This window comes from Aeromonas sp. R4-2 (genome assembly GCF_040908295.1).
GTDB lineage: Bacteria > Pseudomonadota > Gammaproteobacteria > Enterobacterales > Aeromonadaceae > Aeromonas > Aeromonas veronii.
In genome coordinates this window covers 120,294-146,247 of sequence record NZ_JBFODL010000005.1, presented here as the reverse complement: position 1 = coordinate 146,247, position 25,954 = coordinate 120,294, and the positions used below count along the sequence as shown (strand labels likewise).

At 57.8% G+C, this 25,954-nt stretch carries 20 protein-coding genes, 2 pseudogenes and 1 riboswitch; of the genes and pseudogenes, 8 read left to right on the top strand and 14 right to left on the bottom strand.

All coding sequences use genetic code 11. The annotated features are described in order from the left end of the window. Positions 1-46: 46 nt before the first annotated feature. The 3 genes from AB5Y99_RS02025 to AB5Y99_RS02015 all read right to left on the bottom strand — a co-directional run bounded on the left by AB5Y99_RS02025 (position 47) and on the right by AB5Y99_RS02015 (position 4,728). The gene (locus tag AB5Y99_RS02025; protein ID WP_368208545.1) at positions 47-994 is read right to left on the bottom strand and encodes a vancomycin high temperature exclusion protein; all 948 of its coding nucleotides are present in this window, start codon (positions 992-994) and stop codon (positions 47-49) included. A 186-nt stretch (positions 995-1,180) separates the two neighbouring features. Then, positions 1,181-3,940 (bottom strand): collagenase, encoded by a 2,760-nt coding sequence (locus AB5Y99_RS02020; RefSeq protein WP_368208543.1) that lies wholly within the window; start codon positions 3,938-3,940, stop codon positions 1,181-1,183. Between the two features lie 470 nt (positions 3,941-4,410). Next, positions 4,411-4,728 carry a hypothetical protein gene (locus AB5Y99_RS02015; protein ID WP_005354947.1) on the bottom strand — a complete coding sequence of 106 codons (318 nt, stop codon included), beginning with the start codon at positions 4,726-4,728 and terminating at the stop codon, positions 4,411-4,413. A 91-nt stretch (positions 4,729-4,819) separates the two neighbouring features. Continuing rightward, a riboswitch (cyclic di-GMP riboswitch) is annotated at positions 4,820-4,906 on the bottom strand. Positions 4,907-5,766: 860 nt separating this feature from the next. Here AB5Y99_RS02015 and AB5Y99_RS02010 point away from each other — a divergent pair. The 6 genes from AB5Y99_RS02010 (at position 5,767) to AB5Y99_RS01985 (ending at position 11,739) form a co-directional block, all read left to right on the top strand. Next, positions 5,767-6,309, top strand: a complete 543-nt coding sequence (locus AB5Y99_RS02010; RefSeq protein WP_005354944.1) for a fimbrial protein — start codon at positions 5,767-5,769, stop codon at positions 6,307-6,309. A gap of 99 nt (positions 6,310-6,408) precedes the next feature. Next, a complete protein-coding gene (locus tag AB5Y99_RS02005; RefSeq protein ID WP_128815986.1) occupies positions 6,409-6,798 on the top strand; it encodes a hypothetical protein in 390 nt (129 codons plus the stop codon). Between the two features lie 67 nt (positions 6,799-6,865). Beyond that, positions 6,866-9,400, top strand: coding sequence for a fimbria/pilus outer membrane usher protein (locus AB5Y99_RS02000; protein WP_368208542.1), 2,535 nt, complete (start codon positions 6,866-6,868; stop codon positions 9,398-9,400). Positions 9,401-9,410: 10 nt separating this feature from the next. Then, positions 9,411-10,142 (top strand): molecular chaperone, encoded by a 732-nt coding sequence (locus AB5Y99_RS01995; protein WP_368208540.1) that lies wholly within the window; start codon positions 9,411-9,413, stop codon positions 10,140-10,142. 5 nt (positions 10,143-10,147) lie between these two features. After that, on the top strand, positions 10,148-11,176 hold the full coding sequence (locus AB5Y99_RS01990; protein WP_158111291.1) for a fimbrial protein: 1,029 nt from the start codon (positions 10,148-10,150) through the stop codon (positions 11,174-11,176). An 11-nt stretch (positions 11,177-11,187) separates the two neighbouring features. After that, a complete protein-coding gene (locus AB5Y99_RS01985) occupies positions 11,188-11,739 on the top strand; it encodes a fimbrial protein (RefSeq protein ID WP_149152128.1) in 552 nt (183 codons plus the stop codon). A 2-nt stretch (positions 11,740-11,741) separates the two neighbouring features. On the opposite strand, the gene AB5Y99_RS01980 is transcribed toward AB5Y99_RS01985, so the two are convergent. The 7 genes from AB5Y99_RS01980 to AB5Y99_RS01950 form a co-directional block, all read right to left on the bottom strand. Continuing rightward, entirely contained in the window at positions 11,742-12,977 is a 1,236-nt protein-coding gene (locus AB5Y99_RS01980) for a transcriptional regulator (RefSeq protein ID WP_368208539.1), read from the bottom strand. A 300-nt stretch (positions 12,978-13,277) separates the two neighbouring features. Beyond that, positions 13,278-14,681, bottom strand: a complete 1,404-nt coding sequence (gene menE, locus AB5Y99_RS01975) for an o-succinylbenzoate--CoA ligase (protein WP_368208537.1) — start codon at positions 14,679-14,681, stop codon at positions 13,278-13,280. Beyond that, entirely contained in the window at positions 14,674-15,603 is a 930-nt protein-coding gene (gene menC / locus AB5Y99_RS01970) for an o-succinylbenzoate synthase (protein ID WP_005335937.1), read from the bottom strand. The genes menE and menC overlap by 8 nt, the downstream gene beginning before the upstream one ends. Further along, positions 15,603-16,451 (bottom strand): 1,4-dihydroxy-2-naphthoyl-CoA synthase, encoded by an 849-nt coding sequence (gene menB, locus AB5Y99_RS01965; protein WP_197025515.1) that lies wholly within the window; start codon positions 16,449-16,451, stop codon positions 15,603-15,605. The genes menC and menB overlap by 1 nt, the downstream gene beginning before the upstream one ends. Positions 16,452-16,455: 4 nt before the next feature. Beyond that, on the bottom strand, positions 16,456-17,250 hold the full coding sequence (gene menH, locus AB5Y99_RS01960) for a 2-succinyl-6-hydroxy-2,4-cyclohexadiene-1-carboxylate synthase (protein ID WP_368208536.1): 795 nt from the start codon (positions 17,248-17,250) through the stop codon (positions 16,456-16,458). Further along, a complete protein-coding gene (gene menD / locus AB5Y99_RS01955) occupies positions 17,210-18,958 on the bottom strand; it encodes a 2-succinyl-5-enolpyruvyl-6-hydroxy-3-cyclohexene-1-carboxylic-acid synthase (protein ID WP_368208535.1) in 1,749 nt (582 codons plus the stop codon). The genes menH and menD overlap by 41 nt, the downstream gene beginning before the upstream one ends. 32 nt (positions 18,959-18,990) lie before the next feature. Continuing rightward, complete coding sequence (locus tag AB5Y99_RS01950) at positions 18,991-20,313, bottom strand: isochorismate synthase (protein ID WP_219594761.1); 1,323 nt, start codon at positions 20,311-20,313, stop codon at positions 18,991-18,993. Between the two features lie 208 nt (positions 20,314-20,521). Between AB5Y99_RS01950 and AB5Y99_RS01945 the strand changes: the two genes are divergently transcribed. Beyond that, positions 20,522-21,427: a 1,4-dihydroxy-2-naphthoate polyprenyltransferase gene (locus AB5Y99_RS01945; RefSeq protein WP_368208534.1), complete on the top strand. Its 906-nt coding sequence runs from the start codon at positions 20,522-20,524 to the stop codon at positions 21,425-21,427. A gap of 75 nt (positions 21,428-21,502) precedes the next feature. Here the strand turns inward: AB5Y99_RS01945 and AB5Y99_RS01940 are convergent, their stop codons facing one another. Next, a complete protein-coding gene (locus AB5Y99_RS01940; protein WP_368208532.1) occupies positions 21,503-22,897 on the bottom strand; it encodes a PepSY-associated TM helix domain-containing protein in 1,395 nt (464 codons plus the stop codon). A 268-nt stretch (positions 22,898-23,165) separates the two neighbouring features. Between AB5Y99_RS01940 and AB5Y99_RS01935 the strand changes: the two are divergent. After that, positions 23,166-23,528, top strand: a pseudogene (locus AB5Y99_RS01935) (hypothetical protein); the annotation flags it as partial. Between the two features lie 71 nt (positions 23,529-23,599). On the opposite strand, the pseudogene AB5Y99_RS01930 reads toward AB5Y99_RS01935, so the two are convergent. The 3 genes and pseudogenes from AB5Y99_RS01930 to dbpA form a co-directional block, all read right to left on the bottom strand. Then, positions 23,600-23,714: pseudogene (locus AB5Y99_RS01930) on the bottom strand (YkgJ family cysteine cluster protein); the annotation flags it as partial. 24 nt (positions 23,715-23,738) lie between these two features. Further along, complete coding sequence (locus AB5Y99_RS01925; protein ID WP_005363120.1) at positions 23,739-24,029, bottom strand: YkgJ family cysteine cluster protein; 291 nt, start codon at positions 24,027-24,029, stop codon at positions 23,739-23,741. 89 nt (positions 24,030-24,118) lie between these two features. Continuing rightward, the gene (gene dbpA / locus AB5Y99_RS01920) at positions 24,119-25,498 is read right to left on the bottom strand and encodes an ATP-dependent RNA helicase DbpA (protein ID WP_058059357.1); all 1,380 of its coding nucleotides are present in this window, start codon (positions 25,496-25,498) and stop codon (positions 24,119-24,121) included. Positions 25,499-25,954: the final 456 nt, after the last annotated feature.

Genomic DNA, 25,954 nt, shown 5'->3' with positions numbered 1-25,954 from the left:
AACCCGCGCTGTAATACCAAGACCCGCCAGTTGGCGGGTCGTCTGTTTATGGTGTGGCAGTGCTGACGCTGGCGGCTGAAGGGGCCACCGGCAATGTGGGCAAGGCCGCGCTGAGCGCCTCTGCGGCGGTTTCTGCCGCGGATTTGGCGGGAGTGACCGGACCAGTCGTTGCCGCTGCGGATAAAGCAGGAGTGACTTGTTCAGTCGTGGCCGAGGCAGACGAAGTTGCTGACTCGGTGGCAACCGTGGCAGAGACTGCCGCTGGCTTGGCCTCATCCACCGCCGGTTTGGGCTGTTTGAGGCAGGGTTGCAGGCTGCCGATGGTGCTCAGTGACTGGCAAGGCACAGGCAGACCGATGGGGACCGGTGCCCCGAGAAACTTGGGCCCCTTGTCCAGTACATAGAGGTCGAGCAGCCCCATCAGGCGGGCAAAGACTTCCCGTACCCGGGTGCGGATCCCCTGATAGGCGCTGGGATCCTCGGCATTGAAGCCGACCGCATCGATACCGAAATGGCGGGCGATGAAGATGGCCCGCTCGTTATGAAAGCCCTGGGAGACCACGGTAAAGCGCTCCTGGCCGAACACCTCCTTGGCGCGAACCACTGAGTCGAGGGTGCGGAATCCGGCGAAATCCATATAGATGGCGGAGGCGGGGATACCCGCCTTGATCAGGGCGCGGCGCATCTGGCGTGGCTCGTTGTACTGCACGGTGGCGTTGTCACCGGAGACGATGATGAAGTCCACCTTTGCATTGTTGTAGAGCTCGGCCGCCGCCTTGATGCGGTATTTGAAGTAGTGGTTGGGGCCGCCACCGGAGAGATATTTGGAGGTACCCAGCACCACCGCAACCCGGTTGTAGGGCACCTTGTCCACCTGATCGTAGGTGTAGTGACGGGCATCCGAGACGATCCACTCGCTGTAGCCCAGCAGCATGGCAATCAGGGCCAGCAGCAAAACGAGGCAGGCGAGGAGGATCTTGGCAAACTTCTTCATGCGCGGTGCGGTCAGGGTCTGAAGTTGGGAGTGGCTATCGGCATTCTATTACAACTCGGCCGCTGGCGTCAGGCTTGATAACGGGCGGGCACCTCATTCGGGCAGAGGTTGTCGCAGCAGAGGCGGGAGTCCGGAGGGATAAAGCGAGGGGCTGCAATGGCAGCCCCTCTGGTAGGTGAAGGTTTATCAGTGGGCGGAGTCGTTACCCTTGCAGGCGTCTGACTCCTTGTTGGCTTGCCACCAGGGCAGCAGATCCCGGCTCAGCCACGCCTGATAGGCATCGCTGTCGTTGGCGATCAGCCGGTCTAGCTCCCCTTCGAAGTCGCTCATCGCCTGCTGTCGATCCGGATTGCGCAGCGCCTGTGCCAGCGCCAGCCAGCTGGCGCCGCGACCGGTATCGTTGAGGAAGCGGTGCACGGTATAGGACCAGGAGTAGACCATCTCGCCACCCTGGTCGTAGTCAAGGTGGAGGATCGCCGCCAGTGTCGGACGCTGGTTGGCGGGGCGGTTTGCCACGTTATCCAGACCACGGGCAAAGCACTGGCCGTGGGCGATGTACTCTGCAATCCCCTCTGCCCACCAGGTGGTGCGGTTGAGCGGATAGTGTCCGAAGCTGCCGTACTGGTTGAAGCGACCATCCAGATAGTGAACGTACTCGTGGCGCAGGTTCCACACCTGGAAGGCAGGGCGTTTCCACTCCGCCTCATAGGCGAAGAAGCGGGCCTGATTGCCGGGGCGAGCCGGATCCCCCTCGATATAGATGCCGCCATTGTCGGTGGATACGCCAAACAGCGCGCTGCCGTAGCGGCCCCAGTCGGCGGAGGAGTTGAAGATCACCAGCTCCAGCGCCTCGTTGTGATCATCGGCCACCGGTTGCCAGCCTGTCTCCATTTGCTGGTGGAAGCGCTGCTCTTCATCACCCAGCTCGCGGCAGATCCCTTCGGCCTGAGCCTGGGTCAGATCCTGGGCACGCAGACGCAGGGTGGGTGAGCAGGTGTGCTCGAACGGCAGAATATCTTCCATGCGGATCGGTGTGCAAAGCCCGGCGAACTCGCCGCTGACACAGGCTTCGCTGGTGCGATCCGTGTAGGTGAGGTAGTAGCTGGAGAGGGTCAAGGAGACCTCTTCCAGCATGGCAGCCGGATGCTGTCCACCCGGGATCAGCCCCTGGTGGCGCATGATGGCGATGACATCGCGATCCAGCTGTTGGCGATAGGCAATCGCCTTATCCGGGCTGGTGTGATGGAGGTAGCGCATCATCTGATAGAGGCGGCTGTGGGCATCGAGGATGTTGTTGAAGATAAACAGATCCCGTGAGCCATCGCGCTGTTTCCAGAGTGCCAGCTCGCTCAGGCCCAGTTGCAGCAGGCTCTGGCGCAATGCCGCCTCCTGTTGCAGCACGGCTGCGCTGAAGTCAGCTTGCTGACCGTATGAGGCGCTCTGATCGACCAGATTGAGCAGCTCGAACAGGCCATCGGCCCAGGGTTTGTGGCCATTGATCTGCGCCGCATGTTGCACCGCATAGCCGAGCGCCTGGTTGAGCTGGGCCAGCATGGGGGCGGCACTCTGGCGGAAGGCGGCTTGGCCAAGCTGTCCCTGCGCCGCTACGCTCCAGGCTTCCAGCACTGTGCCAGCCTGATCCTGTGGTTCAGCTCCCAGCAGCAGGGGGTGGTTGAGCAGATCAATCATCACCCCGGCCAGTGCCCGGGCGGCCTGATCACTCTCCTTGCCAACGCCGCCATGGTAGTTATGGGCGCGCACATAGTAGAGCAGCTTGTCCATTGCCGGATGGGTCGGCTGGTTGGCCGCCAGTAGGGCACGCATGCCGCGCACCACCGCCATCAGCTTGGCGTCATCGTGGCCGTAATCCGCCTGCCAGGCAGGACTGTTCTGGCCGCTCACGTCGGCTACCAGTTTGGCGGCATCGCTGTCGAGCAGATCCACATCGGGCTGCTCGGGCTCGGAGCAGAGACGACCGTTGGCGCGGCGGCACTCCAGCTGCTCCTCCTTGCTGGCCAGCACGATGGGGCGATTGAGCACCCGGCTCTCCTGCCACTCTTTGCTCTCTGGCAGTGGTTGCCACTCGCCGCCAGCGACTGGGTATTGGTAGCCGCTATCTTGCAACGTTACCTGAACCTCGCTGCCTGCGGGGATCACCTGACGGCAGATGCGATAGCGGATGGTGTTGCTCCCCTCCTTGCGCTCCTGCGGCTCATCACACTCCTGCTGAGGCGTGAGCTGATCCAGCTGCCACTGATAGCGGCGCCAGACGTGGAGCTCGCTGACCTGAGCGGCAGCCTGACTGCCTGCCACCGGCTGCAGGCGGAAGAAGATCTGCTCCAACCGGCCATCCCGCTCACTCGGGGTCTCTTCAAGTACCTGCAACTGCTGCCAATCCTGCGGCTGATAGTGCCACTCCGACTCGGCGCAGCGGCCCTGCGCGTTGAGTTCGCAGCGATCCAGCTCCCTTTCGCTCTGACCCAGGATGATGGCTTGTGGCAGCGGCAGACGATCCTGCCGCTGGGCGGTCGGCGTGCCCGCCAGCTGCTCCCAGCGACCCTGCTTGAGGCCATAACCAAAGTCATAACTGCTGGCGGGAATGAGCTTGCCCGCCGGGATCCGATCTTCACAGCGCACGAAGCGGATCTGCCAGCCCGCATCTACCTTGAGCTGCGGCTCGCCACACTGTTGCTCGGCCAGTGCGGCGAGATCGCTGCTCTGCCAGTCGAAGCGACGGTAGACCCTAAGCTGCTGGTAAGGCGCTTTGCTGCTGCGCGCCTTGAGATCGTAGGTGATCTCGGTGATGCGAGCGGCCAGTTGCCGGCTCGATTCGCCAGTCAGCTGATACTGTCGCCAGTCATTGGGGGAGTAGTTGGCTTGCGCCGAGGATGTCGCCAAAAGCAGGGGGCCTGCCAGCAGCAGCCACCCGGTACCTGAACGGTTCATTTTTATCCCTTTGTTCTTGTTTGTGTATTGTCTTGCGAGTAATCGCAAGGCAATTTACAGGGACTCAGAGGGATATCAATGATTTTTTAAATAACATATAAATCAATGATATAGAGTTGATTTATATGCTTGCTGTTTTTGAACTCCTGCTGCCGTAGTGAGGGCTCACATGCGACTTTATTGAAGAGGTTGTTAGTTGTGTAAAGTGCGTGTCAGATCTCATTTAATCAACACAAGACATGCAGCAAATGATCAGGAAAAGCGAGATGTCCCTATGGCTTAAGCCACATTATCTGGGCGGATGATGACTGGTGACTCAATCAGCAAAGCCAGCTATTTGTTCGTGAGGAGGCGGGATGAAAAGATATTGGCCGCCTGTATGGGTAGCACAGGCGACCTGATAAGAGTTGCTTTCAACATCACCTGCTCATCTTTTTCGCGCCAATTTCAGCGTCACTACAGATGAGTCATCAGAGATAGCTGACAGTCACGATCGCCATGTTGCTGGCATTGGTCACTTTATAGCTGATAGTGCTGCTAATTGAGCTGATTTGACCGGCTTGCTGCAAGTGAGCCAAAGGCATGGTTTGCTTGTTCATGCCTGAATAGCAGGTCACGCTGCTGTCAGAAAAATCACATGGAGATTCATAGATAGTGCCAGTAAACGTCACTGAGCCATCAGCCGCAGAAGCTGTGGATGGCAACAAGGCGGTACCAAGCAGCAAGGAGGTGCATACAGAGAAAACTGTCTTGCGAACTAAACGGGAGGCGGTGTGTTGAGCTTTCATATCTATGTCCTTTTCGTCACAGGTGTTGTACGAAAAGGGCAACGCAATCAAAGAGTAATGCCATAAATCGGCAATAACATCACTCTTCTCAGATGGCAGCTCCGCTGTCTTAGGTATCAAAACCCTTAGACCGGTGGCTTTGCGTCCCGACCTTTCGATCGGTTTGCCCTTTACTCTATGTCTAGATGATAACACTCCACTTTGAGAAATCAATCGGCTTAAAAATCATGAGAGATGGATCACAGTTAGTCTGCATAATTAATAACGTATATTTTTTTTATCTCAAATCTTGCCTGTGAATATTGCGGGCAAGCCTCTATATTAGCGCGTCATATCTATAATTAATATGTAATGTAGTAGATGTATATTTATGTGTGGGCTGCCAATAATTTGATTACCTGATTACCTGATTACCTGATTACCTGATTACCTGATTACCTGATTACCTGATTACCTGATTACCTGATTACCTGATTACCTGATTACCTCTTTAGGGGGCGGTTTATGAAGTGGTTGATAACTATTGTCAAAAATAGATAGGTTATCTTTGTTGTGTTTTTGTTGGAGTTTTGTATGCAACTTTAAATTCATAGTCTGACAATATTGCAATAGATGTCCTTTATATGAACTTTATTTATTTCATGATGTCGTTTTATGTTTCACTGTTGGTTTAAGTTGTTGTTTTTTATGTGTTTATAAAAAAATTTATACAAATCAAAATGTATTTGATGTGCATCAAACGAGTCGTTAATTTGTTCGCCAAGCAAAAGCGGAATGCGGCTTTCTGCACAGACGACAAGGACGTATGTAGTTGTGCAGTTGAGGTGTAGCGGGAACTACCCCTGATGCGGTGTGCTGCTTTTGCTTATTTAAATAAACCTGAAAGGCACAGTTTATTATTGGCATGACCTCTCATCGGCTTAATGAGAGGCGAACGCCAACAGTTGCTGTGCAGTATATCGCGGCATCACTTAATATCGTGACTCCAGCATGATTGGAGTGATGCAGTACAACACACGTTAATGTAGGTATAAACGAATGAAAGCTAATAAAATTCTGGTTGCTATGGGTGTTGGTTCCATGCTGCTGTGCGGCTCCGCTTTTGCTGCTGGTGGTGCCGGTTCCGGTAAAGTCACTTTTAACGGTGAAATCATCAACGCTCCTTGCTCTGTAGCCCCTGAGTCTGTTGACCAGGTAGTTGAAATGGGCCAGATCAGCACCAAAGAGCTGGCCAACGGTGGTGAGTCCAGCTCCAAGCCGTTCAGCATCAAGCTGCTGAACTGTGAAATCTCTGACAAGGAAGATGCCGTCAAGGTGACCTTCAGTGGTGCCAAAGACCCGGTAGACTCCAGCCTGCTGGTGATCGGTGGTGGTGACGCCGCGGGTGCCGGTATCAAGATGACTGCTCCGGGCGGTGCTCCGATCGTACTGGGTACCCCGACTGCCGCCTTCGGCCTGGTCAACGGTGACAACGAGTTGCCCTTTAGCGCCGTGCTGAAAGGCTATGCAAGCCAAGACACCAACCCGCTGAAAGCCGGTGCTTTCACTGCAGTGACCAACTTTACTCTCTCCTACGAGTAATAGAGTGCCTTAACGTGTGACAAGGGTTGTGGTGGTGCGAGCCACCACAACTTCACACATTCTGTTTCCTCACATCGAACCCTAATCATGAAAACTTCAATGATGGCGGCCATGGTGCTGCAGCTGGTGATGATGGCGGGATCAGTCCACGCCAACGAACTAACGGATGGACTAGCCGAATCGGGCTGTACGCTGGAGGTGCTGCGCAGCATTCCACTGCAGGCTCAGCAACCGGGCACGTTGAAAATCAGCGGTTGTCAGGTTGACGGAGCGACGGTGGCATCACTGCCTTTTATTTCCATGTCCGTGCGTGGTGCCATGAGCGATGAGCTGGGCATTCTCAATAACGGCCAATATCACAAGGTATCCGGTGAGCGCTTTATTGTCTCGGATATCGTCAACAGTGATCTGGAATTCAATTTGGGGCTCATCAGCAGTCAGCTGTTTCTTCCGGACAGTACGACGCTGTTAGAACTCAATTATATGTAAGCAAACCAATTGCTTAGTGTAGATACCTCATTACGTGAGACCTTTATGCAATTCCTAGAGTGAAAATATGAGCGTTTCAACATCAGACTCTGTGAGAAAAAAACATTATTCAAAAATGGCTTTTATGCTATGCGTGTCCGGCCTGATGGCGGTGGCAAATCACGCATGGGCAGAAACGGAGTTTAATATTGATGCGCTCGATCTGGATGATCGGACCAAGATCGACCTCTCCCAGTTTGCCGACGAAGGCTACATCCTGCCCGGCGACTACTACCTCGAGATCGAGGTCAACAAGAACAAGCTGCCTCTGCAGAAAATCCCTTTCTACGAGAACGATACTGGCAAGGGAAAGGGCGGGGTGGCCTGCCTGCCGCAAGATGTGATCCCCAAGCTGGCGCTGACCGACGAGGCCATCGCCAAGATCGATACTTGGCACGATGGTCAGTGTGCCAACCTGTTGGCGCTGGACGGCGTAGTGATCTCGAACGATATCGGTAACGGCTTGCTGCGCATTGCCATCCCTCAGGCGTGGATGAAGTACAGCGATCCCAACTGGATTCCGCCCGAGCAATGGGATGAAGGGATCCCGGGGATGATGCTGGATTACAACATCAATGCCCAGGTCAACGAAGGCGATGGTTACTCCAATCACAACATCAGCAGCTATGGTACGCTGGGGTTCAACTACGGCGCCTGGCGTCTGCGGGGTGACTATCAGGCCAGCTCTTACTGGGGTGATAATGAGCGGACGTCGACCGAGCTGAACCGTATCTATGCCTATCGTCCGCTGCCGAACATGGCCGCCAAGCTGACAGTAGGTGAGCAGCAGCTCAACTCCCAGTTAATCGATGGTTTCCGCTATACCGGCGTCAACCTGGCCAATGACGAGCGCATGTTGCCGCCTAGTCTGCAGGGTTATGCGCCGGAAGTGAGCGGTATTGCCAAGACCAACGCCAAGGTCACTATCTCCCAGTCCGGCCGGATCATCTATGAAACCAACGTGCCGGCGGGCCCGTTTCGCATCCAGGGGCTGGACAGCTCGGTGCGCGGCCGCCTTGATGTGCGGGTAGAGGAGCAAGATGGCAGTGTCAATTCGTTCCAGGTAGACACGGCAACCGTTCCCTACCTGACTCGCCCTGGCTATGTCCGATACAACCTGGCGGTTGGTGCACCTTCCGAACAGACGGATTCGGTGCACGATGTGCACGGCCCTGCCTTTGTGACCGGTGATTTCTCCTGGGGGGTGGCGAACTCCTGGTCGCTGTACGGCGGCAGCCTGATTGCGGGTGAATACAACTCCATGGGATTGGGTATCGGTCGTGACCTCTATGCCTTCGGCGCTATTTCCGCCGACCTGACCCAGTCCATCGCCAAGTTGCCGGGCCTGTCGACCAAGATTGGCCAGTCGGTACGGGTGAACTACGCCAAGCAGTTTGATGAATACAACAGCTCGATCACCTTCGCGGGTTATCGCTTCTCCCAACATGACTTCATGACCATGTCGCAGTTCCTCAATAACAAGGATCGGTTGGAGAACAACACTACGACCTCGAATGATGACTACAACACCTGGGGTGACAAGGAGCTCTACACCATCACCGCCAACAAGACCTTCTGGGCGGAGGATGCAGCCAAGGCGCTGACTGTTTATCTGGACTACACCCACCGAACCTACTGGGATCACGAGGCAGAGGATCGCTACGGCCTCACTATCAACAAGAACGTGAACATCGGCAGCTTCAAGGATGTTTCCGTCTATGTGTCGGCCTACAAGACCAAGACCGAGAACTACGAGGATGACAAGAGCGTCATGTTGACCCTCAGCGTGCCAATAGGGGACAGAAAGAGCGCGGGATACAGCGTACAGTCCTCCAACGGCAAGGTGACTCACCTGGCCACCTATCAGGACTACAGTCGACCGGATGATACCTATCAGTTGGGGGCGGGCGTGCAGAGCAATGGCCACGCCGTGGCGCGGGGTTACTACAACCACAACAGCGACATCGGAGCGGTCAGTCTCAATGCCTACAGCGTGCAGAGCGAATACACCTCGGTTGGTGCCAGCCTGCGTGGCGGTCTGACGGCGACCCAGCACGGTGCAGCCCTGCACCAGGCGACTCGTCGTGGCGGTACCCGTATGATGGTGGATACCGACAATACCTCCGGCATCTCTTTCAACAATGGCCGCGCCGTGACCAACCGCTTTGGCGTCGCGGTGATCAGCGACATGACCGACTATCGCAAGAGTGACACCCGGGTCGATGTGGATCAGCTGAGCGACGACATCGATGCGATGAATGCCATCAAGCAGGGGACCCTGACCGAGGGCGCAATTGGGTATAATGCTTTCGAAATTGCGGAAGGGTTCAAGCTGCTGGCCAATGTCAGACTACCCGATGGCTCAGTGCCGCCGTTTGGTGCCACCGTCGTCAAGGATTCCGGCCGTGTGCTCTCGGTGGTGGATGAAGATGGCCTGGTCTATCTGACCGGGGTGAAACCGAATGAAGCGTTTGAACTCTCCTGGGGCGGGGCCCGCCAGTGCAAGATAGTGGCGCCGCAACAAGTAACCGATCTGTCGATGAAGACTCTCACTTGCAAGTAATGGGATACCGATGAAAAAGCTGCTCTCTTATATCTGTCTGGCTGCGCTTGGCATGACCTCACTCAACGTCAGTGCCGCCATTGTGCTGGATCGTACTCGTGCCGTTTATCCGGGCGGCGCAAAGTCCATCAGCCTCAACATCAAGAACGAGAACCAGAAGCTGCCCTACTTGGCGCAGGCCTGGATTGAAGATGCCCAAGGCCAGAAGATCTCTTCTCCCTTCGTGGTGCTGCCGCCGGTACAGCGGGTGGATGCCAACCAGAAGTCCATCGTGCGCATCGCCAGTGTGCCGGCCATCGATAGCTTGCCCAAGGATCGCGAGTCCATCTACTACTTCAACCTGCGCGAGATCCCGCCCAAGAGCGAGAAGAGCAACGTGATGCAGATTGCCGTGCAGTCCAAGATCAAGCTGTTCTACCGCCCCGAGGCTATTCTGCCGGAGCGTGGAGCCGTCTGGCAGGATCAGGTGCTGATCACCAAGCAGGGCAAAGCCCTCAAGGTCAACAATCCGACCCCTTACTACATCACCTACGTGGGCCTAGGTCATCCACAGGGCAAGGAGCGGACCACCATCAAGGGTTTCTCCGCCTTTATGGTTGCCCCCAAGTCAGAGCAGACGGTCACCATCCCGGAAGCACTGGGTAATGAATTTGTGATCAGTTACGTCAATGACTACGGCGGATATATGGATCTCAAATACCAGTGCACAGGCAATGCCTGTAAAGCCGTGAAGAGCGAGTAAGCCTTATGCTACGTTCTATCTTCTGTTCAAGTCTTATGCTGTTTGCAGGAACGGCATTGGCAAATGGCTATGTGACGCCTAACCCAACCCATGATTACTATATATCGTTGGACAAGGCTGACATTCAAAACAGACCTGGTTTTACTACCAAGGCATTTGAGTGGAATTTGGGAGGGCAATACTCAGGTATCGTTACCTGCCCAGATAGGAGCATTCCGCAATCTCCAGTGTACTATAAAGCAACAATGACGGATGGCTTGCCTCAAGCTGGTGATGGTTTTGTAAAACTAAATGACTTTTTGGATATGAAAGTCGAAATTTGGATAGCTGGTTGGAAGAAAAAATTTGTTACAGCCCCATTTCCGAATGAAAGTAACGATTACCCAAATTACTCTTGTACTAAAGGGAAAGAGACAAGAATAAATAATTTCGAAAGCGGTAGCCGTGGAAAGGTAACTTTTCGCGTGAGAAAACAAATAATTAATGGTGTGCAAATATCAGATCGTCAAGTTGTAGAGATGTATGGTCGTCTAGGGGCTACAACGACAGACTTTAATAGTTTGCCAATGTCTAGGATTACGATTACATCTGCAATTTTATATGTACCAGAAGAGTGCGTGATCAATGGTGGGCAGACGATTGAAGTAGAGTTTGGTGATTTGCCGGGCTCGGGATTGGATGGAAATAACTTTGAAAAGACGGTCCCTCTGACATTTCAATGCCGTGGTGGTGTTTTCGAAGGGGATGCTTTGAAGATCAACCTTGGCATTTCTGGAAAACCAACCTCTTTCAGTCAAGACTATCTGCGGACAACTCGGGATGGCTATCAAGGTGGAAATGTTATTTCCGATTTAGGGATAAAATTCAAACAGCTGGATGGTTCTCAGCTGAAATTGAATACCTTCTATCCGGTTTCCATGCAGGGAAATATCGGTGATTGGGGCTTTATCGCTGCACCGGTAACCCCGACAGGTGCAGATATTCCGGCGGGCGATTTCTATGCGACAGCCACCATTGTTGCCGAGTTCCAATGAGGAGATGTTTTATGCTACGGACATTGTGGATAGGCTTGGTGCTGTACCCGTTGTTGGGGGTAACGGCAGCCCCCCGTGCCAGCAATGACCTGGAATTGCTTGGCAATACGGTCCATCTCCATGGCAGGATCATCGATCAGCCATGTGTGGTTTCTCCTGAATCCCTCGATCAGGAGGTCGAGATGGGGGTAGTTGACGTGAAGGAACTCTATGCCAACGGAGTCGGGCAGCTAGTGCCGTTCTTCATCCGTCTGACCAATTGCAAGCCGGGGATTTTCCGCATGGCCAAGGTGACCTTTACTGGCTCGCAGGATACCGAACTAAGCGGCGGATTGGCATTCACGGCTGGGATTGCCAGGGGGGCAGGCATCCGCCTGTATGACGTGGCTCAATCACCTCTGAATTTGGGTAGTGCCTCCCGCGGCTATCTGCTAGGTGGTGCGGCAGATAATGAGCTTCAATTTTTTGCCAGGGTTGAAGGACATCCAGCGGCATTGACCGCCAAGAACATCCAGCCTGGCGACTATTCTGCCGTCGCCAATTTCATCGTTGCTTATGAGTAAACTCAGAAGTCGTTGCGCTGGATGACTTTTGTATTGCCATGGCTAGGCCAGGTGATGACGCCACCTAGATAACTGGAAAGGTAAATACCTCCGGGCAATTGAATGAACTTGGCTTTTTGTTTGGGGGGCGTTAGCGCCGCGACCAGAGTGGCGACCATAGCGTTATTGGTCAGCGCCTGCTGGTCAATGAAATTGACAATGGTATTTTTTATCTCGACCGAAATATCGCCATTATCCCGCTCCAGATCCCCAACAGAATCCAGATTGAACAGCGTCTTTCCCTGATTGTCAGTGGCTATCACGGTGGCCACTACTATTTCTCTGTTCATGGTCACAATATATTTACTCTTTCTGGTCATTTCTACCCAGTTGTCTGGTGCCTGACAATCTCTGTGATATCTGACTGTAGTTTCTTGATTATTGTAATAGTTGTTGGAAACATTATTTCCCTGCTGGTTCATGGTTGTGATAACGCATTGAACTTCTTCGGCCACAGGGTGACCGCTACGCAACAGAAAGATATTTTCGGATAATTTCCTGCTGCTATTGTTGATGGAAAAATAGCTGATGGCTTCTTTTCCAACCAGAATTGAAATCTGCTCATCAGCTTTACGTGAAACAGGTTTTATCAAGGGCGTCAGTGAATCTATTTTCACATTCAGTGTTTTTTCCGTCTCGCTGGTCATATAGAGAGAAATCTGACCTAAATTGATAGTGCGTAGTGTATTTGCTGTCGCATAGTTATAAATGACGAGGGCTAGTGAAGTCAGCGAGACCAGCAGCAATGCAAACAGCAAAATACGCTTTGGGCTGAAATATCGGTCATATTTGCGGCGAGTATATTGCCGCCTGGCTTGAGGTGCAGGGGAAGGCGTCGGCGCTTGAATTTCTTCCGCTGGTGCTGGTTCTTCACTTTCCCCAGCGAGCTCAATCGGAGCACAAAACATATAGCCAACCCGTGGAATGGTATCGATCGCATCCATCAAGCCGAAGGATTCCAGCTTTCTTCTCAACGAGAGTATCTGCCGGTTCAAATTGGTATCGGTATTGTCCTGATTTGGCCACAAGGCATCCTGCAGTTTGCTTCTTGGAATGACAGTGCCTGCCTCATCACATAACATTTCGAGTAGCTCGGCTTCCTTGTTGCTGAGCTTGATGTCCTTGTCCCCTTTCGAGAGTCGAAATATTGCAGCGGAGAAAAAGATATCCTCTGCAATTTTATAAATTTTGTTACTCATGTGTGACTCGTCTTACTGCCAAGGAGTGCATTTTACCACCATGCAGTCTTTGTTCAAATAATGATAAATTGTCAATTTCTTTTATTATCATATGGTTAGCTTTCCTACTAAATGCATGGTGGAGGGTATGGTACTACAGCCAATTAATTTGGTTCAAAAAATGTGCAAAAAAAAGCCGTTTATGTAATCGTTCTCACTTATTCAGACTGAGGAGGAGGATTTTGATACCACCAGCATTTTATTTTGAGTCATATGTGTATTTGGATGGCTCCATGGTGTCAGTTTTTGTCGCATGAATAATTATTGCGACCTAATAATATTCTGAAATTGTTTTCGCTGTGGCTTGAGATTGCCGCCAAGATCGGGCCAGGGGAGCCAGTGGTCGGGCACCATAAAGCCGGGCAGGGTGGCACGGATCCAGGCAGCCAGTTCGGAGTCGGGAACCGGCTCGCCGTGCCAGTCGATAAAGGCGGCGGGGCGTTGCCCCCACTCGTCGCTCGGTACCGGCACCACCAGCGCCTGGGCGACAGCGGGATGATCTACCAGTCGCTGCTCGATGGTTTCGGGCTGGATGTTTTCGCCACCCGAGATAAAGAGGTTATCGAGCCGCCCCTCTACCAGCAGTTCCCCTGCCGCAGTGAACCTCCCCTTGTCGCGGGTATGAAACCAGCCCTCGTCATCGAGGGGCAGATCCAGCTCGCCAGCCCGGTAGTAACCGGCAAACAGGGTGGCGCCGCGAACGCAGATCTCCTGCTCCCTGATGCACACCTCCCGTCCCGGTAGCGGTTTGCCAACTACACCAGCATCGCCGGGGATAGCGGTGCAGACCTGACTGCCCATCTCGGAGAGACCATAGCTCACCTTGGGTTCGAGCCCCATGGCGCAGAGGCGGCTCACCAGCGGTTGCGGGATGGCGGCGCCACCGAGCAGCAGCTCGCGCAGGCGGGTACGGGCGGGATCAAAACCCTCTGCCAGCAGGCGCCAGAGCTGGGTTGGCACCAACGAGAGGTGAGTGATTGGCTGGCACTCCAGCCGCTCCTTGAGGGAGCGTTCACGCTGATCCAGCACCAGAGTTGCGCCCGCCAGAAAGACCCGAAACAGGATGGCGTAGCCGCCCACATGGAACAGCGGCAGGGAGAGTAGCCAGCCGCAGGCCTCCTCGAGGGGAATGAGGGTGGCAGAGCCGCGTGCCGAGGCAAGGTGGTTGCAGAGCCGGTGCGCCACCGCTTTCGGCGTACCGCTGGAGCCGGAGGTGAGGATCATGTTGTTGAGCTGGGTCGATTCCAGCGGCCATGTTTCCTCGCTTGCCGGCAGTTCGTGCGTGAAGTCGAGGCACAAGGGTTGCCAGTTGCCTGCCGGGATCTCCCCTGCCGACCAGAAGGCATCGGCATCGAGTTGCACCGCCAGCTCGCGCTGCTTTTCGATAGGAAAGGCGGGGTTGAGCGGGCAGAACACCACGCCGCTGCGTACGCAGGCCCACGCCAGCAGCACATCTTCCAGCGCACCGCGCACCACCGCTACCAGATGATCGCCACGACGCACTCCGGCTTGTTCCAGCTGTTGGCACAGGCTGTTGAGGCGGGCATCGAGCTGGCGGTAACTGAGGGGGGAGACTGCGTGGATGGCAATGCGGTTCGGGGCTGTGATTGCCCGGTGGCGTACCGGGCAAGGTGTCTGTTCGGGTGAACGGGAGGGGTCAATCACGGTAATACAGTTGCTCCAGTCGACTCAGATCCGGTTTGCCATCTTCCCCCAGCAGGTTGCCTGCCATCCAGCGGCGGGTATCCAGCCCCGGCGCCTGTTCCGGTGCCCACTCGCCTGCCAGATGAAAGAGCTGGTTCAGGCCCAGATCCGATTCGAAACAGGAGGAGATGATCACCTTGAGCCGTAGTTCGCGGGCGCGGGCGATCAGCGCTTCGCAGTTGGCCAGCGAACCGAGCAGGGTAGGCTTGAGCACCAGCGCGCGCAGTTGCGGGATCGGCTCCCACGGCTTGCCCTGCGCCAGCAGTTCGTCCAGCGCCACCGGCATGCCGGTGCGGTTGGCGACAAAGGCGATGTCGGCAAAGTCGGCGCAGGGGTCTTCCAGATACTCGATGCGATTCGGGTCGAGGTGGCCGCAGAAGGTCCACGCCTCCTCGCGAGTCCAGCCCTGGTTGGCATCCAGCACCAGCTTGAGGGAGGGGAGGCGGTCGCACAGCAGGCGGATCAGTGCCAGCTCGTCACGCATCGGGTAACGCGCCACTTTCAGCTTGGCCTTGCCGGGCGTGCGGTGCAGCCACTCTTTCCAGTTGCGCAGCAGCTCCTGGGGGGAGCCTTGAATGAGGGGATAGGGCTCCGGCAGCGGGTTGCGCTGCTCGGGCCATGTCCGGCGCGCGCAGTCGAGGCCAAATTGCACCGACGGCAGCACGGGGTTCGGGGTGTCGCCAGCAGCCAAGGCTGCCAGCGTGGCAAGGGCTTCTGCCTCTGCCTGTTGCAGGCTCTCTTTCGAGAAGCCGGGCAGGGGGGCAATTTCCCCCCAGCCGTCGTTGATGCGCACCAACAGCCCCTCTCGCGCCACCTCCACCTTGCCGTGAAAGGTCAGGGGCTGGGTAAAAGGCAGTTGATAGCGATACAGGGCGAGTGTCATCAGGGGTTCCGCTTGTATTTGGAGAAGTCGGGGCGACGCTTTTCGTTGAAGGCGTTGCGGCCTTCCTGGCCCTCTTCGGTCATGTAGAAGAGCATGGTGGCATTGCCCGCCAGCTCCTGCAAGCCCGCCTGACCATCACAGTCAGCGTTGAGGGCCGCCTTCAGGCAGCGCAGCGCCATCGGGCTGTTTTGCAGCATCTCGCGGCACCAGCGCACGGTTTCGCGCTCCAGATCCGCCAGCGGCACGACGGTGTTGACCAGACCCATGTCGAGGGCTTGTCGGGCATCGTACATGCGGCAGAGGAACCAGATCTCGCGGGCTTTCTTCTGGCCGACGATGCGGGCCATGTAGGAGGCGCCCCAACCGCCGTCGAAGGAGCCCACTTTCGGGCCGGTCTGGCCAAACTGGGCGTTGTCGGCGGCGATGGTCAGGTCACACATCATGTGCAGCACGTGGCCGCCACCGACCGCATAGCCGGCCACCATGGCCACCACCGGTTTCGGGCAGGTGCGGATGTCGCGCTGGAAGTCGAGCACGTTGAGGTGATGAGTCCCCTCGTCATCGCGATAGCCACCGTAGTCGCCACGGATCTTCTGGTCACCGCCAGCGCAGAAGGCCTTCTCGCCGAAACCGGTCAGGATGATGGTACCGACCTGATCGTCATAACGGGCATCGGCCAGCGCCTGCAGCATCTCTTTGACTGTGCGGGGACGGAAGGCGTTGCGCACCTGGGGGCGGTTGATAGTGATCTTGGCAATGCCATCGCCGGACTTGTGATAGAGGATGTCCTCGTAACCGGCGGAGCAATCACGCCACTCGACAGGTGCGTAGAGTTCCGCTTCAGTCATTGCTTCAATCATGACTCTTCTCTTCTTGTTGTTGGTTGACCCACTCCGCAAGGAGTCGGGCAAAAGCCTCGGGCTGGTGGGCATGCAGGTTATGGCCGCCATCCAGCTCCAAGTGGTTGATTTTGCGATGCTGACTCGCCATGAGGCAAGCCAGCTGATGGAATTTGTGATCCCGCTTGCCACTGACATAAGTGACTGGCAACTCGCCTTGTGCCAGCCAGGAAGCGAGATCCGGCTGCTTGCCAAGGGAGGTGGCGCGCAGCATGGCAGCCACGGCCTTGCCGTCGTTGCCAAGGCGGCGAGCGATCTGGCGGGCGCGGGCCGCCTCGTCGAGATCGGCAAACACCCCCTGCCGATACCAGTCGGCCAGCACGTCAGCCAGGGGCTCGCGCTCGAAGCGCGCTGCCCAGCTCTCATCGTGGGCGATGCGGGCGGCCCGCTCACCGGCTGGCAGCCCCGGGTGGCAGTTCTCCAGCAGCAGCCCCAACAGCCCCGCCGGCTCACGGCTGGCGTGGTATAGGGCCAGTCGCCCGCCCAGCGAGTAGCCGACCAGCAGGTAGCGCTCGATACCGCGACTGGCTAGCTCGCGGCACAGCCACTGGTGACTCTGCTCGAAGTCGCTGACCCGCAGCTCGTGGTGCTGGCCGTGACCCGGCAGGTCGAGGGCAATGCAGTGGTGGCCGGGCAGGCGGTCAATGACCGGTTGCCAGTCGTTTGCATCGCCGAGCAGACCGTGCAGCAGAACCAGCGGTGTGTCGTTACAGCTCACGGATGGCCGCTCCCAATGCCTTGAGATCATCGGCCACCTGCTCGCTCGGTACCCTGATCTCGATCAGGGTAACGCCACCCTTGAGGGCCAAACCGTACTCCTGCTCGAACTCGGCCAGGGTCGTCGGCGCGCGGTAGGCGAGGCCAAACATGGCGGCGGCATGTTCAAAGCCGAGGCCATGGGGCAGCCGGTAGTAGCTCTCCAGCAGCTCCCCTTCGGTGGGCACCGGCAACATGCGAAAGATGCTGCCGCCATCGTTGTTGAGCAGGATCACCACCAGCGGCTGGCTCGCCTTGCTGAGCAGGGCCAGGCTGTTGAGATCGTGCAGGGCGCTCAGATCGCCGATCAGCAGGGTGGTGGGCTGGTTGCTGCTTTGTGCAAATCCGTAAGCGGTGGCGATGAGACCATCGATGCCGGAGGCGCCGCGGTTGGTCATCACCCGGCTCGGCCCCTTGCCCGTTTCGCCGAGCATATCCATCAGTCGGGCTGGCATGCTGTTGCCGACAAAGAGCTGCCCCTCGATAAGGCGATTGATGCGATGGCAGACTCCGAGCTCGGAGAAGCGATCGCAGGCGGCAGCTATCGCCTGACCGACCGGTTGCAGCAGAGTTGGCAACCGATGCCAGGGAGCCTTGCTGGCCGTGACCGGATGGGCAGAGGCAAAAGCGCCGGCGTTGCAGAGCAGGCGGTTGCGCAGCCGGTAGTCGGGATCGAGCCGCGCCGGCTGCGGGTCCACCAGCCAGTAGTCGTGCCACGCCTGCTGCTTGATGAATTGGCCAAGGCGCTTGGAGACCAGTCGGGCGCCAAATTGCAGCAGCACCTCGGCACGGCCCAGCTCGGCGGCCACGGCTGCATTGTTGAGGGCGAGATCCAGCTCGATCAGATTGCGGCGATCGAAGCGCAGCTGGCTCTGGATATCGGCCAGCAGCGGCCAGCCAAGTCGCTCCGCCAGCTCGGCGGCGGCCTTTGCTTGCTGCGGGTCGGTAATGCGACCGGCGACCACGATGCCGCGCTTTTGCCGAAAGTTTTCCCACTCTGCCTGAGGGGGGCAGGTCGGCTCGCTCTGCTGCCACGGGCTCCAGGGCGTCTGCGAGTTGAGCCAGTTGCCGAGGGGGGCCAGATAGTCGGAGAAATCCTGATAGTGTTCGCCCGGGTAGAGGGGCTCGGGGTACATGCAGTTGAAGTGCACCACCCCGGGGGTGAGCACCTGCTTGGCCAAGGCTTGGTCCACCGAACTCAGCACAAACGCCGCCGGAATGGTCGGGGTGGGGCTCGGCAGGTTCTGCTGATAGACGGGATAGCGGCCGAAGATCCCTTGCTGGTCGATCGCCTGATTGGCGCCGTTGTCGATAAGTTCGTGAGGACGATCGGCGGAGAGAATAATCAGCGGCACGCCGGTGAGCTGGGCCTCAGCCACTGCGGGCCAGAGGTTGGCTACCGCGGTGCCCGAGGTCATGATCACCGCCACCGGCCGGTTGCTCCCCTTGGCCAGCCCCAGCGCCATAAAGCCGAGACCGCGCTCGTCAAAGTGCAGGTGACGACGAAAGCCCTGATGCGCTGCGGCTGCCATGGTCAGCGGCGCGGAGCGGGAGCCGGGGGCCAGCGCGATGTCGCGCACCCCGAGGCGAAAGAGCTCCTCCAGCAAGAGGGAGGACCAGACGTGGTTGAAGGTGGCGTGCTGGCTCGAAAACGGTGTGCAGGCAAACTCTTCGCTGGCAGGCTCTTTACGGGTGGGCATAGGGGCTCTCGTAGCGTGAAAAGGGTGAATGACTATCCCAGCAGGGAGAGCACATTGGCGATCTTGTTGTCGAGTTCGGCCCACTCGGCGACAGGCTCGGAACCGGCGACAATGCCGGCACCGGCAAACAGGGTGACGCTGCCCGGCTGAATGCGGGCGCTGCGAATAGCGACCGAGAACTCCGAGGTCTCCCGGCTCAGCATGCCGCAAGCACCGGCGTACCAGCCCCGATCATAGGGTTCGAACTCGCGGATAAAGGCGAGCGCCGCCTCGCGCGGGGCACCGCCCACCGCTGGCGTCGGGTGGAGGGCGTCGAGCAACTGCCAGTCGCAGACCCCAGGCTTGAGCTCGGCTTCGATATCGCACTTGAGATGTTGCAGCAGCCGCAGTTTGAGAATGCGCGGCTCGGTCAGGGTGGCATCGTGGGTCAGTGGCGCCAGTCGGCTGAGGATGTCGGCATGTACCAGCCGGTTCTCCAGCCGGTTCTTGCTGTCGGCCAGTAGCTCGGCGGCCAGTTGGGCATCCACCTCTTCATCGCCGGAGCGGCGAATGGTGCCCGCCAGCGCCTCAGTAAAGAGGTGGCGATCTTCCCGGCGGTAGAGCCGCTCGGGGGAGCAGGCGATAAAGGCCTGCTCGGGGGAGAATTGAAAACCGAAGTGGAAACAGTCCTGGGCGTGGCGGGCCCACTGGTCGAGCATGGCCCAGGGATTGATATCCGCATCATGGTTCGGACTGGTCAGCAGGCTCTCCCGCGACAGCACCACCTTGGGAGTGTGGGCCTGAAAATCGGGGGCAGTGACGCGCTCTACCAGCGTCTGCCACTGGGCGGGGCCGGGGCAATCCTGCCGCTGCCAGGGCTGCTTTTGCAGGGCGGGTAGCGGGGCTTCCGGGCGCAGGGCATCGAGGGCGGCTTCGGCCGCCTGCAGTTCGGCCTCGAGATTGTTTTCATCCAGCCAGAGGTTGAGGCAGAGGCTGACGCATTCGCCACGGCGCACCAGCTCGATGCGGGGCAGCACGAAACGGCAGGGGCCAAACCCTTGCCAGCCGGACTGGGCCGGATCGAACGCCAGCCCGCCATAGTAGCGAGGGCTGTCGTCATGATGCTGGTTGGCTGTGTTAGTGCACACCTGCTTGATGGCGTGCGGTTCGGTCAGTTCATGGATGGCGCCCAGCGCGACATACTCGGGACGAGCCTCTCCACGGGCCTGCCAGTAGATGCGGGGATAGAGGGTTTGCGCCGCGAGCCAGCCCAGAAAGGAGCGGATTTCGATCGCCACTCGCAACCGTACGAAGCCGCTGACGTTGCTGTGACGCAGGGCGTCCAGTTGTTGCTTGATATGGGTCTGAGCCAACATGGATTCTTTTCTGAGCCGGGTAGTAACGAGCGATCCGGTAGCTGGATGCCGTAGGTTTATGCCAAAGGGCGATGATTTCCTATATATTATCTGCCCATTCGTCCATGTAAATCGCCCGCGGGAGCTTCACTCTCCGGGGCCAAGTATACCCAAATCCGGTTCGATAACCCTTAACACGATCAATATCCGATTGTTTGGCCATCACAAAATGACAAATACCTTCTCTGTTTGGTTGCTGGCGGCGCGTTTGCGAACATTGCCGCTCGCCTGCTCTTCCATCCTGCTGGGCTCGGGGCTGGCTGCCAGTCGTGGTGCCTTCGATGGCGCCATCATGGCGCTCTCCCTGCTGACCGCCATCCTGCTGCAGATCCTCTCCAATCTGGCCAACGATTACGGCGATGCGGTCTCCGGCGCCGACAACGGCGAGCGGATCGGTCCGCAGCGGGCGGTGGTCTCCGGTCTTATCACCAAAAAGCAGATGTGCGTGGCGATGGGGCTGACCGCACTGGCGGCGGTGGCCAGTGGCCTGCTGTTGCTGGGCTGTGCCTTCGGCGGCCAGTGGCTGCAGATTTTGGCATTTGTGGTGCTGGGTGGCGCGGCCATCGTCGCGGCGGTGACCTACACGGTCGGCAAGACCCCTTACGGCTATCGCGGGTTTGGCGATATCTCGGTGTTCCTCTTCTTCGGCCTGCTCGGGGTGCTCGGCTCCTACTACCTCTTCACCAAGACGCTGGAGTGGGATCTGCTATTGCCTGCCACCGCCTGTGGCCTGCTGGCCACCGCCGTGCTCAATATCAACAATGTGCGCGACATCGAGACCGACGCCGCCAGCGGCAAGATCACCCTGGCGGTGCGCCTTGGCCGCCATCGCGCCATCGCCTATCACTGGGTACTGCTGGGGGCAGCGCTGCTGGCGACCATCGCCTTTATCCTGATCCAGCCCGCCAGTTTCTGGCCGTGGATCTTCCTGCCCGCCATGAAGCCTCTCAGCGATGCGGCCAAGACCCTTCGCGAAAGCTACGATGGCGAGGTGCTGACTGGCGCTCTCAAGAAGACCGCTATCAGCGCCTTTCTGTTCAGCCTGCTGCTCTCCATCGGGTTAGCGCTCTCCTGACCGCTGGTCGCAGCTCGCCAAGGCGAACAATGAAAAGGGCTCCCGAGATGGGAGCCCTTTTTGGTTTTGGCGGGTTTAGCTGGCGCGCGCCACCCTGAGGGGGCGGCGGGAGAAAATCAGGGTATCCAGCAGCCAGATGGCGACCATGGAGGCGCCCACCAGCGGGAAGGCGATCCCCAGCAGGATCAGCAGGGCGATGGCACCGCGCATCGGCGGGAGTTTGGCGGGCAGCAGCGGCGCGGCGAGACGGCCCTGCGGGCGGCGGCACCACCAGATCCACAAGCCGCTTACGGCGCTGGTCAGCACCATCAGGCAGATGATCAGCATGGCCAGCTGATGGGGCCAGCCGTAGAGCTTGCCCATGTGCAGCATGACGCCGCTCTCCACCGTCTTGGCGACCGGGCCGTAATCCTGCCAGCGCACATCGGCCAGCACCTTGCCGCTGTATTGATCGATATGCAGGGTGGCATCGTTGCGTGGATCGTCGGCAAACAGGGCGATGGTGTAGACGCCGGTGGCGCCGACCGGCGGGGTGATGCTGTAACCCGGTTGGACTCTCCGCTCGTGGGCGATCTCGACCACCCGTTGCAGCGCAATGCGCTGGCTCGCCATCACCACTCCCTCGTGCTCGCCGTGGTTCATGGCGCCGTGATCGTGCCCCTCATCGACGAGCTGCGAGCTGGGCATAGGGGTGTTCTCCACCGCCCAGGGGACGGTCTGCTCGTGGGCCTGATTTAGGCTTCGGGCCAGCGGCGCCGATTTGGGCACCTCGTTCCACATGGCGGCGGGGAAGCGGTTCCAGACTGCGGCAAACTGATCGCCCCAGAAACCGGTCCAGGTCATGCCGCTCAACAGCAACAGCAGCAGGAAACCGGCGCCCCAGAAGCCGACCACGGCGTGCAGATCCCGCCACCAGAGGCGTCCGCGCTGGCTCACTCTGGGCCAGAGGATGCCGCCCACCCCGGGCCCCTTGCGTGGCCACCAGAGGTAGAGACCACTCAGCAGCAGCACCAGCCCCCAGCCTGCGGCCAGTTCGATCAGCCGATCCCCAGTGGTGCCGAGCAGCAGGTCGGCGTGCAGGGATCGGGCTACCGCTTGCAGATTCCACTTGTTATCCATGGTGCCGAGCAGTGCGCCGCTGGCGGGATCCATAAACAGGGTCAGTTCCTGTTCACCCCGATTGACGATGAACTGAGCGCTCTGATCGGGTGCGACAGGCGGCAGGTATTTACGCAGGCTGGTATCGGGCATGGTCATCATCGCCTTGGCCAGCAGCTGGTCGGCACTCAGGGTCTGGCTGGCGGGGGCGACCTTCATCAGCTCGGGGTACATCAGGTTGTCGAGCTGGGGTTTGAACAGATAGACGATCCCGGTCAGTGACAGCAGGATCAGGAAAGGGGCGACAAAGAGACCGGCGTAGAAGTGCCAGCGCCAGATCCGTTGGTAATGACTCGAGTCCCTGTTTTTCATTGCACATCCTTGTTGAAGTGCCAAACCTTTCGGCAGGTGGAATGTTTGTGGCGGCGCGGATAATAGCAGTAACGTTTCGTTAACTGCAATCACACATCTTGAGAGCGATTCGGTGCGGGATGTCGGTAACATGAGGTGCCGACGGTTTGCTGGATAGGATGAGCACGCTTTGGGAAAAGCCTGTTTGCTGCTGGACTTTTCCTTATAAATTATTACCTTGTGGTAACAATTTGCAGGCGATGGTGGTGGTAACGGAATGGGTGCAGTCATGCAGCCACATGGGCAATTCGACATGGAGCGCAGGGGCCAGATGCTGATCTGCCGCCCGAGTGGCCCCTTCAATCTGGCTGGTGCCATGGCCTATGAGGCGCGCTTTCGTCACGAACTGGCCGGATTGATGGATGGCCCCTGGGGGATTGTCGAGGTCGCGACCGAGTTTGAAGCGGCCGGGCCCGAGGTGCTGGCCCGTTTTCGTCGCCAGTTTGGCTGGTGTGCCGAGAGCGGCTGTCAGTTTCTGGCGGTGGTCTTCGTGGGGGGCTTCAAGCGCTATCTGGCGGATAACATCTTCAAGGATCTGCAGTTTCGGGCGGTGCGTTACTTCGAGCAGGAGGCAGCGGCCATCCAGTGGCTGGGGAGCAGCTCAACACAGCTCCCTGTGAACCTGCGAGCGCTTGACGACCCCGCATTCTGGTTGGCTCGGGTTTACTCCAGCTTGATAAACCACTTGTCCCGCTCGTCAACACAGTCGGGTTCACCCATTTCGAATTCGCGGCAGATCAACGGCCGCACCTCGTACATGGATGGGGCACATCATCGTGGTGAGTGTATTCGAGGAGCCTGGTTAATCCAGCTTGATAAACCACTTGTCCCGCTCGTCAACGCAGTCGGGTTCACCCATTTCGAATTCACGGCAGATCAGCGGTCGCACCTCGTAGATACGGCACATCATGGTGTTGCGGTCGAGGGCGGCGCACCAGCCATCGTCGAGCCGGCGCATGACCGGTATCTCGCCTTCCCGTTCCAGTACATAACGGTCCGGCACGCCGGTATCGGTAAAGAGCATCACTTCGAGGCGGCAGCAGCAGGCTTCGCAGTTCTGGCAGCTCACATCGGTTTGGATTGCTTGGGTCATGGTGCCTGTCTTGCCGCATGGCGGCATCGGAGATATGAAACAGGCGCCTGTCAGGCGCCTGTGGTCTGGCTAACGGCTTGCAAAAAACCTTAGCCCAGTTTGCGGGCGCGGTAGCTGCGACCCTTTATCTTGCCTTCCTGCAACCGCTTCAGGGCGGCGCTCGCCACGCTGCGCTTCACGGCGACGTAGGAGTACTGCTCGGAGATCTGGATCTTGCCCACATCGGCGCCGGCAATGCCGCCTTCACCGGTCAGGGCGCCCAGAATGTCACCGGCCCGCACCTTGGTCTTGCGGCCTGCATCGATGGAGAGGGTCACCATCTGCGGGGCGATCGGCTTGATGTCGCGGCCGATGCTGTCGAGATCACCCTGCGGCATCGGAGCCTGCTGGTACTCTTCGATAAAGTTGACGCGCTGGGCTTCGTTCGGCTGATAGAGGCTCAGGGCCAGACCCTGCTGGCCAGCACGACCGGTACGACCGATGCGGTGCACGTGCACTTCCGGATCATAGGTCAGCTCGTAGTTGATGACGGCGCCCAGCTCCTTGATGTCGAGACCGCGGGCCGCTACATCGGTGGCCACCAGAATGGTGGCGCTGCCGTTGGCAAAGCGCACCAGCACCTGATCCCGCTCGCGCTGTTCCAGATCGCCGTTCAGCGCCAGCGCCGAGAAGCCCTTGGCGGCCAGATGGTCTGCCACGTCGTTACAGGCGCGCTTGGTGTTGCAGAACACCACGCAGGAGCTGGGCTGGTAGTGGCTCAGCAACCAGGTGAGGGCGTCGAGGCGCTGACCGGCAGGCACTTCGTAAAGCTTCTGTTCGATGGCGCTCCCCTCGTGCAGGGACTCCACGCTCACCTCGACCGGATTGCGCTGCACGCCGCGGCTCATCTGGGCGATCCCTTCCGGATAGGTCGCGGAGAAGAGCAGGGTTTGGCGCTGTTGGGGGGCATAGCTGATGACCCGGTTGATATCTTCGCCAAAGCCCATGTCCAGCATGCGATCCGCTTCATCCAGCACCAGCGTCTTGAGGCCGGATAGCTCCAGCGTGCCTTGCTCCAGATGCTTGAGAATACGACCCGGGGTGCCGACGGCAATGTGGGCACCAAAGCTCAGGGTGGCGGACTGCGGTGCGGTCGGGGTGCCGCCGCACAGGGTCACCAGCTTGACGTTGGGCAGGGCGCGCGCCAGACGACGGATCTCCTGAGCCACCTGATCCGCCAGTTCGCGGGTCGGGCAGAGCACCAGCGCCTGCACTTCGAGGCGGTTGACGTTGAGCTTGGCCAGCAGGCCGAGGCCGAAGGCGGCGGTCTTGCCGCTGCCGGTTTTTGCCTTGGCGATCAGGTCTTTGCCATCGAGTACCAGGGGCAGGCTCTGGGCCTGGATCGGGGTCATCTGCAGGTAACCCAGGCTGGTGAGGTTCTCTTGCAGGGCGGGGGAGAGATTGAGGCTGCTAAATTCGCTGTTGTTCACAAAAGGACTCTATTTCGGAGAAAACGGGGATGCGCGAGCGCTAAGGCCGCGCATCATACCAGAATGTGGCACCGGATGTGGCGGATTTTTGAACGGCTGGTCACGAGGGGCCATGAAAGGTTCATTTGTTGCCAAACCGATCGCGGGCGAGCACTGACAATGTAATAAGGACTATTTTTCAAACACACATCTAATTATTTATCGCGGATAAACGTTTTCCATTTTCAGTATTTTAATATAATGACTGGAAAATATTTCACGAGCAGTTATTGCGCCACATGGAATGTTGCAAAAATGCTGATGAAATATTTTCAAAGAACATGAAAACGGCGCAGACCTTACTCAACATGATGTTTTAAAAGAATTTATATTGTCCATGTTGCGCGATTAATATCAGTTCATTGCACAATTAATTTAAAAACGTTTGTATTATTCCGCCTCCATAATATTGCGCGG

Excerpts from the sequence above, each read along its gene's own strand:
- AB5Y99_RS02025 (WP_368208545.1), bottom strand. The coding sequence starts at position 994 with ATGAAGAAGTTTGCCAAGATCCTCCTCGCCTGCCTCGTTTTGCTGCTG.
- AB5Y99_RS02020 (WP_368208543.1), bottom strand. The coding sequence starts at position 3,940 with ATGAACCGTTCAGGTACCGGGTGGCTGCTGCTGGCAGGCCCCCTGCTT.
- AB5Y99_RS02015 (WP_005354947.1), bottom strand. The coding sequence starts at position 4,728 with ATGAAAGCTCAACACACCGCCTCCCGTTTAGTTCGCAAGACAGTTTTC.
- AB5Y99_RS02010 (WP_005354944.1), top strand. The coding sequence starts at position 5,767 with ATGAAAGCTAATAAAATTCTGGTTGCTATGGGTGTTGGTTCCATGCTG.
- AB5Y99_RS02005 (WP_128815986.1), top strand. The coding sequence starts at position 6,409 with ATGATGGCGGCCATGGTGCTGCAGCTGGTGATGATGGCGGGATCAGTC.
- AB5Y99_RS02000 (WP_368208542.1), top strand. The coding sequence starts at position 6,866 with ATGAGCGTTTCAACATCAGACTCTGTGAGAAAAAAACATTATTCAAAA.
- AB5Y99_RS01995 (WP_368208540.1), top strand. The coding sequence starts at position 9,411 with ATGAAAAAGCTGCTCTCTTATATCTGTCTGGCTGCGCTTGGCATGACC.
- AB5Y99_RS01990 (WP_158111291.1), top strand. The coding sequence starts at position 10,148 with ATGCTACGTTCTATCTTCTGTTCAAGTCTTATGCTGTTTGCAGGAACG.
- AB5Y99_RS01985 (WP_149152128.1), top strand. The coding sequence starts at position 11,188 with ATGCTACGGACATTGTGGATAGGCTTGGTGCTGTACCCGTTGTTGGGG.
- AB5Y99_RS01980 (WP_368208539.1), bottom strand. The coding sequence starts at position 12,977 with ATGAGTAACAAAATTTATAAAATTGCAGAGGATATCTTTTTCTCCGCT.
- menC (WP_005335937.1), bottom strand. The coding sequence starts at position 15,603 with ATGACACTCGCCCTGTATCGCTATCAACTGCCTTTTACCCAGCCCCTG.
- menB (WP_197025515.1), bottom strand. The coding sequence starts at position 16,451 with ATGACTGAAGCGGAACTCTACGCACCTGTCGAGTGGCGTGATTGCTCC.
- menH (WP_368208536.1), bottom strand. The coding sequence starts at position 17,250 with ATGATCTCAAGGCATTGGGAGCGGCCATCCGTGAGCTGTAACGACACA.
- menD (WP_368208535.1), bottom strand. The coding sequence starts at position 18,958 with ATGCCCACCCGTAAAGAGCCTGCCAGCGAAGAGTTTGCCTGCACACCG.
- AB5Y99_RS01950 (WP_219594761.1), bottom strand. The coding sequence starts at position 20,313 with ATGTTGGCTCAGACCCATATCAAGCAACAACTGGACGCCCTGCGTCAC.
- AB5Y99_RS01945 (WP_368208534.1), top strand. The coding sequence starts at position 20,522 with ATGACAAATACCTTCTCTGTTTGGTTGCTGGCGGCGCGTTTGCGAACA.
- AB5Y99_RS01940 (WP_368208532.1), bottom strand. The coding sequence starts at position 22,897 with ATGAAAAACAGGGACTCGAGTCATTACCAACGGATCTGGCGCTGGCAC.
- AB5Y99_RS01925 (WP_005363120.1), bottom strand. The coding sequence starts at position 24,029 with ATGACCCAAGCAATCCAAACCGATGTGAGCTGCCAGAACTGCGAAGCC.